Origin of the sequence: Mesorhizobium sp. L2C084A000, assembly GCF_000502875.1 — a bacterium.
Taxonomy (GTDB): Bacteria; Pseudomonadota; Alphaproteobacteria; order Rhizobiales; family Rhizobiaceae; genus Mesorhizobium.
The window spans coordinates 741,262-753,693 of record NZ_AYWX01000002.1; the positions used below are offsets into that span (position 1 = coordinate 741,262).

Sequence of the window (12,432 nt, forward strand, 5' to 3'; positions counted from 1 at the left end):
CGGCAGAGAGCCAGTCCCATGAATGAGGCCGACGCTCTCGACATCGTCCAGTATGCGGTGTGGACGGTGCTCGTCGCGTCGGCTCCGGTGGTGCTGGTCGCCATGGCGGTCGGCATCGGCATCGCCCTCATCCAGGCGCTGACGCAGGTGCAGGAGATCACCTTGACCTTTGTGCCGAAAATCGTCGCCATCATGCTGGTGGTGGCGCTGACCGGCCCCTTCATCGGCAGCCAGATATCGGCCTTCACCAACGTCATCTTCGAGCGCATCCAGAACGGATTCTGAACCTGTTCCAGGATGGTGTGCCGCGGCATGCCGTTCGCAATTGTCTGAAGACAGAGCCGCCGATCCCCGCGGCACCTCCGGACCCACGGCGGACAAGGCCTGGACCGCCTCTATCCCATTGTTGGACCATGAGCTTTTTTGCCCTTTGCGGCGCCATGCCCTACTTTCGGCAAACGGTCTGCGCAAACGGATTGTCTGACGAGCAGGCACGACATGGCAGGAACCCCAAATGATTGACGAAAAGCCGGACAGCGAGAGCGTCTCGGCGCTGGCGCCCTTCCGTCACGGCATTTTCCGCGCCGTATGGGGCGCAAGTCTCGTCTCGAATTTCGGTGGCCTGATCCAGGGTGTCGGCGCCGCCTGGATGATGACCACGATCGCCACCTCGCCCTATCAGGTGGCCCTGGTCCAGGCTTCGACCACCTTGCCGATCATGCTGTTTGCGCTCGTCGCCGGCGCCATCGCCGACAGTTTCGACCGGCGCAAGGTGATGCTGGTCGCCCAGACCTTCATGCTGGTGGTGTCGGTGCTCCTGACCGTGTTCACTTATTCCGGCCTGATCACTCCATGGACGCTGCTTGCCTTCACCTTCCTGATCGACAGCGGCACCGCGCTCAACAGCCCATCATGGCAAGCCTCCGTCGGCGATATCGTACCCCGCAACAAGGTGCCGGCGGCCGTCGCCCTCAATTCGATGGGCTTTAACCTGACGCGCAGCGTCGGTCCGGCGATCGGCGGCATCATTGTCGCCGCGGCCGGTGCGGCGGCCGCCTTCGCGGCAAACGCGGTGAGCTATATCGGCCTGATCGTCGTGCTGGCGCGCTGGAAGCCGGACGTGCCGGTATCGACCTTGCCGCGCGAATCGCTGGGGGCCGCCATGGGCGCCGGCCTGCGCTATGTCGCCATGTCGCCTAACATCGGCAAGGTGCTGGTCAGAGGTGCTGCGTTCGGCTTCAGTGCAGGCGCTGTGCTTGCGTTGCTGCCCCTGGTGGCGCGCGATGTCGTCAAGGGCGATGCGCTGACCTATGGCATCATGCTCGGCGCCTTCGGCATCGGCGCGGTCGGCGGCGCCTTGATCAGCGTCAGGCTGCGGCAGTTGCTGTCCAGCGAGACGATGGTGCGCTGTGCTTTTGCCGGCTTCGCTGTCTGCGCATTCAATGCCGCCGTCAGCCAGCATGCCTGGCAGACGTCGCTCGGCCTGCTTGTCGGCGGCGCCTGCTGGGTGATCGCGCTTTCGCATTTCAACGTCACGGTGCAGATGGCGACGCCGCGCTGGGTGGTCGGCCGGGTGCTGTCGGTCTACCAGACCGCGACTTTCGGCGGCATCGCGCTCGGCAGCTGGATCTGGGGTGTCGTCGCCGATGCGCACGGCGCCGAAACCGCGCTGATCGCAGCCAGCGTCGCCATGCTGGCCGGCGGCGCCATCGGTCTTTTGCTCCCGCTGCCGCAACAGCAGGTGCTCAACCTCGACCCGCTCAATCGCTTCAAGGAACCGCACCTTGCGCTTGACCTGAAGCCGCGCAGTGGTCCCATCGCCATCATGATCGAGTATGTGATCCGGCACGAGGACGAACCGGAGTTCCTCGCCATCATGGCCGAACGCGGCCGCATCCGCCGTCGTGACGGCGCCCGCAACTGGACGCTGGCGCGCGACCTCGAGAATCCCACCGTATGGATCGAGCATTATCACACGCCGACCTGGATCGAATATATCAGGCACAATGGACGCATCACCCATGCCGATGCCGTCATCGGCGAACGCGTGCGGGCCCTGCACAGCGGCGACGAACCGCCGCGCGTGCGACGCATGATCGAACGCCCGACCACTGCGGGCACAGCGCTTGTGATGGCCAAGGGACCTATCGAGCATTAGGGCTCCGCAACCGCGCCCCCGGTCGCAGGCACCCCGCTTGGCCCTCCCGTCACCCCTCGCCCGACAGGTCCCGGCGCGCCTTGTCGAGCTCCTCGGCATAGCGCCGCATCAAATGGCCTTCGGTCAACAGCCCCAGCACGATGTGGTCGGTGAAATCCTCGACGACAGCGAGTTCTTCGGCGCCCGCCCGCTGGAATGTTTCCGCGGCGGCCTGCACGTTCATGCTCGGCACCAGCACCGCGTCCTTGTATTTGGCAAGATCGCGCACCGGGACCTCGCCGCCGGAAGGATCGCTGTGCAGTTCGGCTACGATCAGCACGCCGACATAGTGGTCGCCCGCGTCGACGGCGATGACGCGCTGGGCAGAGCCGAGCGGCACTTGCTTGCGGAAGGCTGCCAGCGTCGTCGAGGCATAGATGGTCTTGATGTCCTTGCGCATCATCGAGCCGACTGTGAGGCTGCGCATCCAGCCGACATCGTGGGCGCTGCGGATGGTCTCGCCGCGCAGATGGAAGCGCCATGTCGAGAACGAATAGCCGAAGGTCTCGCGCACCAGGATCGCCGACATGATCGAGGCGGCCAGCACGACGCCGGTCAGCGTCAGGTCGCGGGTCGATTCCAGCGCCAGGAAGGTCATCGTCAGCGGACCGCCGACGACACCGACGGCGAGCGAAGTCATGCCGACGACGGCGGCGACGGCAGGGTCGATGCCGGTTGCCGGAGAAATAACAAGCATCACATCCGCGAACGCCTTGCCGAGCAGCGCGCCGAGGAACAGCGAGGCGAAGAACAATCCGCCGCGAAAGCCCGACCCCAGCGAGATCGCCGATGCCGCCAGCTTGAGCACGAAGACGCTGGCCACCACGGCCAAACCGTAATTCATCGAGAATTCGCGATGCAGCGCGCCATGGCCGCTGGACAGCACCTGCGGCGTGATCAGCCCCAGCAAGCCAACGATGACGCCGCCGATGACGGGGCGCAGCGACGCATCGATCGACAGCCTGGCAAAACCGCGCTCGATCAACGTCACCAGATGCATGATGGCGATCGAGGCGGCGCCGCCGAGCAGGCCGAGCAGCAGGAACGGCACATACTGGCTGGCGGTGAGCGCCGGCAGACCCGAAAGCTCAAGCGGAAACGGCACCCCGCCGAACATCTCGGCGGTCAGCGAGGCTGAGATCGCGGCGGTCATGACAGGCGCGACATTGGCGACCGAGTAGATGCCGATGACCAGTTCGAAGCCGTAGAAGGCGCCGGTCAGCGGTGCATCGAAGGCGGCGGCGATGGCGCCGGCCGCACCACAGCCGACCAGGATGCGGACATCGTTGCGGCGCAGCCTGAAGATGCCCGCCAGCCGCGATGCCAGCCCGGAGCCAACCTGCGTGTAGCCGGCTTCCAGCCCGACCGAGGCGCCAAAACCGCTGGAGATCATGGTCTGGCCGGCGATGATGAAGGTGTCGGTCAGCGACATGCGCCCGCCATAGAGCGCATTGGCTTCGATCGGGTCGATCGGTGTGCGGAATTTCCGTATCCTGAGCCAGACCACCGTCAGCCCCAGCAGCATGCCGCCGATCGCCGGTATCAACGCCTGCATCGGATTGGCGAGCGAGAACATGCCGGAAAGCCGGCCGCCTGGCTGAACGCCGAACAGCAGCCCGTGCAGGTCCTGCACGATCTGGCTCATCGCCGTGACCAATATGCCTGCCATTACGCCTACCACACCGGCGAGGATAACCACCACGATGCCGCGTGCCTCGAGCAGGGGCAACGACCTGATCAGCACCGCGCGCAGCCGGCGGGCATAGACTTCGCTGTGGTTTCTGGAAAGCACCGGGGCGGCTCGCCGATATCGAAAGGCAGTGGAAAACCAGCCTGATACGCCCGGCGGCACGGCATGGCAACCACAATGCCGACAGACACCATGTTGGCGACAGCGCGATATCGATCGCCGATGGACAGTTCAGGTCGGCATGGGCTCGCCGGCTTCATAGAGCACGAGGTTGCGCTCGCCTATGCCAAGCGCCGGCCAGCTCGCACGCCAGTCCGCAATGTGCGGCGAGCGGAAATGCGCGTCGAGCGCCGCCCTGTCGCTCCAGACTTCCGTGATCCGGATGAGCCCGGCATCGAAAACATCCTGCGCATAGGAATATTCGAGACAGCCGGGCTCGGCGCGGCTGCCGGAAACCATGCGTTCCATAGTGGGCCTGGCTACTTCCAGTTTGTTTGGCGGCAAGCGGATGGTGCCGATGATCAGAAGCACGGGTTTTCCCTTCTTTACACGGTCGGCCGACACGGCGACCTGCGCATGATCGTTGGAACTAGCCAGTCTCCCACCCTCGCGCAAGCTTGGCGGGCTACCCTCACAGGGCTGTCGCGCGCTCGGCAGTCTATGGGGTTTGAGGACGATATGGCGATCAGCGAAAGCATTCAGCCCGGCGCGGTGGCCAAGAACGGCCGCGACGTCTTCTTCGCCATCGGCATCGTCATCATCCTGGCCGTCCTGTTCCTGCCGATTCCGGCCTTTCTCATCGACATCGGCCTCGCCTTCTCGATCGCGCTTTCGGTGCTGATCCTGATGGTGGCGCTATGGATCCAGCGCCCGCTCGATTTCTCGTCTTTTCCAACCGTTCTGCTCATCGCCACCATGCTCAGGCTGTCGCTCAACATCGCCACCACGCGCATGATTCTGGCGCATGGCAATGAGGGCACGCACGCGGCCGGCTACGTCATCGCCGGCTTCTCCAAGCTGGTGATGGCCAGCGACTTCGTCATCGGCCTCATCGTCTTCATGATCCTGATCGTGGTGAACTTCATCGTCATCACCAAGGGCGCCACGCGTATCGCCGAAGTCGGCGCCCGCTTCACCCTCGACGCCATCCCCGGCAAGCAGATGTCGATCGACGCCGACCTGTCGGCCGGCATGATCGACGACAAGACGGCGCAGCTGCGCCGCCGTGAACTGGAAGAAGAATCTTCTTTCTTCGGCTCGATGGACGGCGCCTCGAAGTTCGTGCGCGGCGACGCCATCGCCGGCCTCATCATCACCGCCATCAACATCGTCGGCGGCATCGCCATCGGCTACATCAGGCACGGCATGGGCATGGGCGAAGCCGCCGACGTGTTCATCAAGCTGTCGGTCGGCGACGGCCTCGTCACCCAGATCCCGGCACTGATCGTGTCGCTCGCCGCCGGCCTGCTCGTCTCCAAGGGCGGCACCCGCGGCTCGACCAACCAGGCGGTGTTCGGCCAGCTCGGCGCCCACCCGCGCGCCCTCTATGTCGCGGCATCGCTGCTGGTGCTGCTCGGCCTGATGCCCGGCCTGCCGCTGTTCCCGTTCTTTGCGCTCGCCGCCGGCATGGCCGGCCTCGGCTACGTCATCCCGATGCGCGCCAACCGGGTTCTCGCCGAAGCCGAGGCGATCAAGGACCAGGAAAAGGCGACCAAGGTCGAGGAGGAGAAGAACTCGGTCAAGGCCTCGCTCGCCACCGCCGAGATCGAGCTCTTGATCGGCAAGCAGCTGTCGACAAGGCTGCTGACGTCGCATCAGGAACTGGTTTTCCGCATGGGCAAGATGCGCAAGAAATTCGCCACCCAGTACGGCTTCGTCGTGCCGGAAGTGCGCGTCGCCGACGATTTCGCCATCCCGCCGAAGAGCTACCAGATCAAGGTGCACGGCACCGTGGTGGCCGAATACCAGATGCGCGTCGGCGAGATCATGGTGCTGCTCGGCAACCGCGACATACCCGAGATACCGGGCGAGGAAATCCGCGAGCCGGCCTTCGGCATGCGCGCCTATTCCGTCGTCGAAGCCTTCGCCGAGGATCTGAAGCGCGAGAACTACACCTTCGCCGACAACATGTCGGTGCTGCTCACCCATCTCTCCGAGGTCATCCGTAACAACCTGCCGCAGCTTCTGTCCTACAAGGACATGAAGGCGCTGCTCGAACGCCAGGACCAGGAATACCGCAAGCTCGCCGACGAGATCTGCACCACGCACATCTCCTATCCCGGCCTGCAGGCGGTGTTGAAGCTGCTGCTGGCCGAGCGCGTCTCGATCCGCAATCTGCACCTGATCATCGAGGCGATCGCCGAGATCGCGCCGCATGTGCGCCGCACCGAGCAGATTGTCGAGCATGTCCGCATCCGCATGGCCCAGCAGATATGCGGCGACCTGTCCGAGGGCGGCGTGCTGAAAGTGCTGCGCCTCGGCAACCGCTGGGATCTCGCCTTCCACCAGAGCCTCAAGCGCGACGCCAAGGGTGAGGTGCGCGAATTCGACATCGACCCGCGCCAGCTCGAGGAGTTCGGCCAGGACGCCACCAAGGCGATCAAGAAGTATCTGGAAGCCGGCGAGCGTTTCGTCCTCGTCACCGCGCCCGACGCCCGCCCCTATGTGCGCATGATCATCGAGCGCCTGTTCACCACACTTCCGGTGCTCAGCCATGTCGAAATCGCCAAGGGCGTCGAGATCAAGGTGCTCGGAACCATATCGTGAGCGTGCTGTCGCAAGGCGTCGTCATCGCGGCGTTCCTCGCCTTCTGCCGCATCGGCGCCTGTTTCATGCTGATGCCGGGCCTCTCCAGCGCCCGCGTCCCGGTCCAGGTCAGGTTGTTCGTGGCGGTCGCCGCCACCGGCGGCCTGCTCGCCTTTCTGTGGGACAAGATCTTTCCTTTCGTCGACCCGCGCCCGCAGATCCTTGTGCCGATGATCATCTCGGAACTTCTGGTCGGCGGCCTGATCGGCGCCATGACCAGGCTCTACATGGAAGCCCTGCGCTTCATGGGCTCGGCCATCGCCATGCTGGTCGGTTATGGCGGGACCGGCGGACCGGCGATCGAGGAGCCCGAACCCCAGGCAGCCCTTGCCGCAATCATCTCGTTCTCGGCGCTGTTGATGCTGTTCGTCTTCGATTTCGACCACGAGATAATACGCGCGCTGGTTTCCTCCTACACGGTCGCGCCGGTCAACGTCTTCTTCAACCCGCAGGCCGCCCTCGTCGACGTCACCGACACGGTGTCGGACACGTTCTTCCTGGTCATCCGCCTCGGCAGCCCGTTCGTCGCCTATGCTATTCTCGTCAATCTGACGATCGGCTTCGTCAACAAGCTGACGCCGCAGATCCCGATCTACTTCATCTCCCAGCCTTTCATCATCGCCGGCGGCATGATCATCTTCTATTTCGCCGTCGGCACCATGCTGTCGCTGTTCGTCGACGGCTTCGTCGATCTGACATTGGCGAGATAGAAATGAGCACGCGCAAGGACCGCCTCAAGAAGCTGGTCAAGGTGCAGGAACAGCTGAAGGCGCTGCACGAAACCCGCCACGCCACCTTCCTTGCCGCGGCCGGTGCGGCCGAGGCCGAAGCCAGGGAACTGGTCGGCCATTTCGACCAGGCCGATTCGCTCTCCGCCCTGTTTCCCGACCTCTACCATCGCCGCATCGCCCAGGCGGTCGTGCGCCAGGAGGCGAACCTGGCGAGCGCCAGGCAGGAAGCCAGCCTCATCGCCGCCGCGACCGCCCGCACCAACATGGTCGAGCGCGCCTACAAGGACGTGCGCAACCGCGACGAACGCGAACGCTCCGACCGCGAGCGGCTCGATATCATCGCGCAGAAACGGACGCACGAGTAGCGGGGAGTATTGTGGCGCGAAGCGGACCCTCCAAGGTTCGGCTTTCCCGTAAACGCTTTACAGCCCGGTTTGGTAGCGCTACCGTTTCGGCCTAGCGTGAGCCTGGGAGGAGCCAGGGCTGTCGCTAGCGGAAGCGTTGTTCCTTCGACGACGTCGCGGGAATTTGTTGGGAGGATCGATGGCGTCTGTCGCAATTGGCGAAGTCTATAAATCATTCGGCGCTGTCGAGATCCTGCACGGGGTCAGCGTGAACATCGAGGACGGCGAGTTCGTCACTCTGGTCGGACCGTCGGGCTGCGGAAAATCAACCCTCCTCAGAATGATCGCCGGCCTGGAAAAGATTTCACGCGGCCAGATCGCGATTGGCGAACGTGTCGTCAACAACGTTGCGCCTAAGGAGCGCGACGTCGCCATGGTCTTCCAGAACTATGCGCTCTACCCACACATGACCGTCGCCGAGAACATGGCGTTCTCGCTGATGCTCAAAGGAGTTTCCAAGCCGGAGAGCGATGCAGGCGTGCGCCGCGCAGCCGAAATCCTTGGGCTGGTGCCGTTGCTGGCGCGCTATCCTAGGCAGCTTTCCGGCGGCCAACGCCAGCGCGTCGCGATGGGCCGCGCGATCGTTCGTGATCCGGCGGTCTTTCTCTTCGACGAACCGCTGTCCAATCTCGACGCCAAACTCAGGGTGCAGATGCGCGCCGAGATCAAGGAACTGCACCAGCGCCTCAAGACCACGACAGTCTATGTCACGCACGATCAGATCGAAGCCATGACCATGGCTGACAAGATCGTGGTCATGCATGACGGCATCGTCGAGCAGATAGGGCCGCCGCTGGAACTCTATGACCGCCCGAACAATCTTTTTGTCGCCAGCTTTATCGGCTCGCCGGCCATGAATTTGCTGAGGGGCGAGATCGCTACCGACGGCTCACCCTCGTTCCGAGGTGCCGGGGGGATTTCAGTCCCGTTGGCCTCGGCACTTTCCATCCCCAACGGCGAGCCTGTGGTGCTGGGAATAAGGCCCGAGCATTTGCGGCTGTCGGACGACCAGGGCATTCCGGTCACCGTCGCGGTGGTTGAACCAACCGGATCCGAAGTGCAGCTCATCGGCCGGACAGCCGGCGGCGAAGAGATCGTCGCGAATTTCCGGGAACGACATTCCTTCACGCCGGGCGAAACCATCCGGCTTACGGCCGAGCCCAGCCTCATCCATCTCTTTCACGGAGAAACCGGACAGAGATTCCAGACACGTACCGATCGTTAGGACCACAAGGCAAGGACAACAAAGAGGAGGAAACGAGCATGAAGTTCACCAGACGCGACGTGATCCGCACCACCGCCGGCGCGGCGGCGGGTGCCTTGGGAAGTCGGTTCATCAGCTCTCCGGCCCTTGCCCAGGACGGACCGAAATACAAACCCGAGGATGGCGCCAAGCTTAGACTGCTGCGCTGGTCGCCTTTCGTCCAGGGCGACGAGGACCAATGGCTGGCCAACACCAAGCGCTTCACCGAAGCGACAGGTGTCGAGGTTCGCGTCGACAAGGAAAGCTGGGAGGACATTCGTCCCAAGGCGGCGGTCGCAGCAAATGTCGGGTCCGGCCCCGACCTGATGTTCGTCTGGTTCGATGACCCGCACCAATATCCCGACAAGCTGCACGACGTGAGCGAACTGGGTGAGTATCTAGGCGCGAAATACGGTGGCTGGCACGAGGGACCTAAGCAATATGCGACACGCGCCGGGAAGTTCGTCGGCCTGCCCCTGGCCACGATCGGCAATGCCATCGTCTATCGGGAAAGCTGGGTGAAAGAGGCCGGCTTTTCGGAGTTTCCCAAGGATACGAAAGGCTTCCTGGAACTTTGCAAGGCCTTGCAAGCGAAGGGACATCCGGCCGGCTTCACGCATGGCCATGGCGTCGGCGACGGCAACAACTATGCTCATTGGCTGCTGTGGAGCCATGGCGGCCAGATGGTCGACGAGAGTGGCAAGGTAACGATCAACAGCCCCGAGACCCTCAAGGCGATCGAATACGCGCAGGAGCTCTACAAGACCTTCATTCCAGGCACCGAAAGCTGGCTCGACGTCAACAACAACCGCGCCTTCCTGGCCGGCGAACTGGGGGTGATCGCCAATGGAATTTCCGCCTACAACACGGCCAAGATCAACAAGGACAAAGATCCAAAGCTGGCTGAAATCGCCAAGGACATACGCACGACCAACCTGCCCATCGGTCCTGTCGGCAAATCCGTCGAATTGTTCCAGGTGACCACGGCTGTCATCTTCAATTACACGCCCTACCCCAACGCGGCTAAGGCGTATTTGCAGTTCATGTTCGAGGAACCGCAAATGAAGGACTGGATCACCTCCTCGGCCGGATATTGCTGCCAGACACTGAAGGCATTCGACAACAACCCCGTATGGACCGCCGATCCCAACAACGCCGCTTACGCCAAGGCTTCGGCTACTCTGCGGCCTAACGGCTATGCCGGGCCGCTCGGCTATGCCTCGGCGGCAACCATGGCCGACTACGTGCTGGTCGACATGTTCGCCAAAGCGGTGACCGGCCAGGCGACGCCGCAAGAGGCAATGGAAGAGGCCGAGAAGCGGGCAAATCGCTATTATCGCGTTTGAGCCTGCTCAGCCGGGCAGCGCGGCTGCCCGGCTGGCTTCGGATTGCGTCGCGGCCGATCCGGCCTATCAATGAGACCTCAGCAGGAGCCAACCCATGGCCGTGCCGTCAGCTGCTATCCAGCCGCGATCTTCGATCTTCTCACGGATTCTGTCGCGCTGGAGCGAAAGTCGGAACGCACTTGGCTTCGGCTTCATGCTTCCGGCGGCTGCACTGCTGCTTGTCTTCCTGACCTATCCGCTGGGGCTTGGCGTCTGGCTCGGCTTCACCGATGCCCGCATCGGCCGCCCCGGCATCTTCATCGGCATCGAAAACTATGAATATCTGTGGAGCGACGCCGTCTTCTGGCTCTCCGTCTTCAACACCTTGCTCTATACGATCAGCGCTTCGATCCTCAAATTCGCGCTCGGCCTCTGGCTAGCGCTCCTCCTCAACCAGAACCTTCCCTTCAAATCGTTCTTCCGTGCGATTGTCCTGCTGCCGTGGGTGGTGCCGACGGTGCTCTCGGCCATCGCCTTCTGGTGGATCTACGATTCGCAGTTCTCCATCCTGTCGTGGGCGCTCATGGAAATGGGACTGATCGATCACCGCATCAATTTCCTTGGCGATCCGGAGAACGCACGCGCCTCGGTGATCGCTGCCAATGTCTGGCGCGGCATTCCTTTCGTGGCCATCACGCTGCTGGCCGGCCTGCAGACGATTCCCCAATCGCTTTACGAGGCCGCGACGCTCGACGGCGCCAGCCGTTGGCAGTTGTTCCGCTATGTGACGCTGCCGCTGCTGACGCCGATCATCGCCATCACCATGACCTTTTCGGTCCTGTTCACCTTCACCGATTTCCAGCTGATCTATGTGCTGACTCGCGGCGGGCCGGTGAATGCCACCCATCTGATGGCAACGCTCTCGTTCCAGCGCGGCATTTCCGGCGGCCAGCTTGGCGAGGGAGCCGCGATCGCGGTGGCGATGATCCCATTCCTGCTAGCGGCGATCCTTTTCAGCTATTTCGGCTTGCAACGTCGTAAATGGCAGCAGGGCGGTGGAGACTGACATGGCCGCGATCGAAACGAACAATCGTCCGAACACGGATGAAGGCGGCATGGGCTATCTCCAGAGCCTGCCCCGGCGCGTGGTGACCGTTTATCTGCCGCTCCTGATCTTCGTCATCGTGCTGCTGTTCCCGTTCTACTGGATGACGATCACGGCGGTGAAACCCAATCTCGAGATGACGGATTATGCCAATTTCAATCCGTTCTGGGTCGTCCATCCGACACTCGAGCATATTCGGTATCTGCTCTTCGACACATCCTATCCGGGCTGGCTTCTCAACACGATCATCATCTCGACCGCCGCAACTTTCCTGTCGCTGCTGGCGGCGGTTTTCGCTGCCTATGCGATCGAACGCTTGAGGTTTTCCGGGGCGCGGCAGGTCGGCTTGGCGATCTTCCTGGCCTATCTCGTGCCGCCCTCGATTCTGTTCATTCCCCTGTCGGTGATGGTTTTCAACCTCGGCCTTTACGATACGCCGTTCGCGCTGATCCTCACCTATCCGACGTTCCTCATTCCATTCTGCACGTGGCTCTTGATGGGCTACTTCCGCTCGATCCCTTTCGAACTGGAAGAATGCGCGCTGATCGACGGCGCCAGCCGCTGGCAAATCCTGACCAAGATAGTTCTGCCGCTGTCGGTGCCTGGCCTGATTTCCGCCGGCATCTTCGCTTTCACCCTGTCATGGAACGAATTCATCTACGCTTTGACTTTTATCCAGTCGTCCGAAAACAAGACCGTGCCGGTCGGCGTGCTTACCGAGCTCGTACGTTCGGACGTCTATGAATGGGGAGCCCTGATGGCAGGCGCGCTGATCGGCTCCCTGCCGGTGGTGGTGCTCTATTCATTCTTTGTCGAGCACTACGTCTCCTCGATGACGGGCGCGGTCAAGGAGTGAAGCTGAGGCGGAAATCGACGATGGAAAAAACTGCCCGACAACGCATGGCGCGAAGCCGGCAGCTTCGATCCGATCC

Annotated in this window: 11 protein-coding genes; 9 read left to right on the forward strand and 2 right to left on the reverse strand. The window is 62.7% G+C overall.

Annotation, left to right across the window (positions count from 1 at the left end; all coding sequences use genetic code 11):
• Window positions 1–18 precede the first annotated feature (18 nt).
• Together fliQ and X735_RS157760 are read left to right on the forward strand one after the other, a co-directional pair.
• Window positions 19–285 carry a flagellar biosynthesis protein FliQ gene (fliQ, locus tag X735_RS157765; protein ID WP_023810020.1) on the forward strand — a complete coding sequence of 89 codons (267 nt, stop codon included), beginning with the start codon at window positions 19–21 and terminating at the stop codon, window positions 283–285.
• A 229-nt stretch (window positions 286–514) separates the two neighbouring features.
• A complete protein-coding gene (locus tag X735_RS157760; protein WP_023810021.1) occupies window positions 515–2,158 on the forward strand; it encodes an MFS transporter in 1,644 nt (547 codons plus the stop codon).
• A 49-nt stretch (window positions 2,159–2,207) separates the two neighbouring features.
• Here the strand turns inward: X735_RS157760 and X735_RS157755 are convergent, their stop codons facing one another.
• Together X735_RS157755 and X735_RS157750 are read right to left on the reverse strand one after the other, a co-directional pair.
• Window positions 2,208–3,989 carry a chloride channel protein gene (locus X735_RS157755; protein ID WP_023810022.1) on the reverse strand — a complete coding sequence of 594 codons (1,782 nt, stop codon included), beginning with the start codon at window positions 3,987–3,989 and terminating at the stop codon, window positions 2,208–2,210.
• A gap of 129 nt (window positions 3,990–4,118) precedes the next feature.
• Window positions 4,119–4,418, reverse strand: coding sequence for a putative quinol monooxygenase (locus X735_RS157750; protein WP_023810023.1), 300 nt, complete (start codon window positions 4,416–4,418; stop codon window positions 4,119–4,121).
• A 147-nt stretch (window positions 4,419–4,565) separates the two neighbouring features.
• On the opposite strand from X735_RS157750, the gene flhA reads away from it, so the two are divergent.
• The 7 genes from flhA (at window position 4,566) to X735_RS157715 (ending at window position 12,356) form a co-directional block, all read left to right on the forward strand.
• Window positions 4,566–6,653, forward strand: a complete 2,088-nt coding sequence (flhA, locus tag X735_RS157745; RefSeq protein WP_023810024.1) for a flagellar biosynthesis protein FlhA — start codon at window positions 4,566–4,568, stop codon at window positions 6,651–6,653.
• On the forward strand, window positions 6,650–7,402 hold the full coding sequence (fliR, locus tag X735_RS157740) for a flagellar biosynthetic protein FliR (RefSeq protein WP_023810025.1): 753 nt from the start codon (window positions 6,650–6,652) through the stop codon (window positions 7,400–7,402). Before flhA ends, fliR begins: the two co-directional genes overlap by 4 nt.
• A gap of 2 nt (window positions 7,403–7,404) precedes the next feature.
• Window positions 7,405–7,788, forward strand: coding sequence for a hypothetical protein (locus X735_RS157735; protein WP_023810026.1), 384 nt, complete (start codon window positions 7,405–7,407; stop codon window positions 7,786–7,788).
• 178 nt (window positions 7,789–7,966) lie between these two features.
• Window positions 7,967–9,052 (forward strand): sn-glycerol-3-phosphate ABC transporter ATP-binding protein UgpC, encoded by a 1,086-nt coding sequence (ugpC, locus tag X735_RS157730; RefSeq protein WP_023810027.1) that lies wholly within the window; start codon window positions 7,967–7,969, stop codon window positions 9,050–9,052.
• Between the two features lie 38 nt (window positions 9,053–9,090).
• Entirely contained in the window at window positions 9,091–10,416 is a 1,326-nt protein-coding gene (locus X735_RS157725) for an ABC transporter substrate-binding protein (RefSeq protein ID WP_023810028.1), read from the forward strand.
• A 94-nt stretch (window positions 10,417–10,510) separates the two neighbouring features.
• Entirely contained in the window at window positions 10,511–11,461 is a 951-nt protein-coding gene (locus X735_RS157720) for a sugar ABC transporter permease (protein WP_023810029.1), read from the forward strand.
• Window position 11,462: 1 nt separating this feature from the next.
• Window positions 11,463–12,356, forward strand: coding sequence for a carbohydrate ABC transporter permease (locus X735_RS157715; RefSeq protein WP_023810030.1), 894 nt, complete (start codon window positions 11,463–11,465; stop codon window positions 12,354–12,356).
• Window positions 12,357–12,432: the final 76 nt, after the last annotated feature.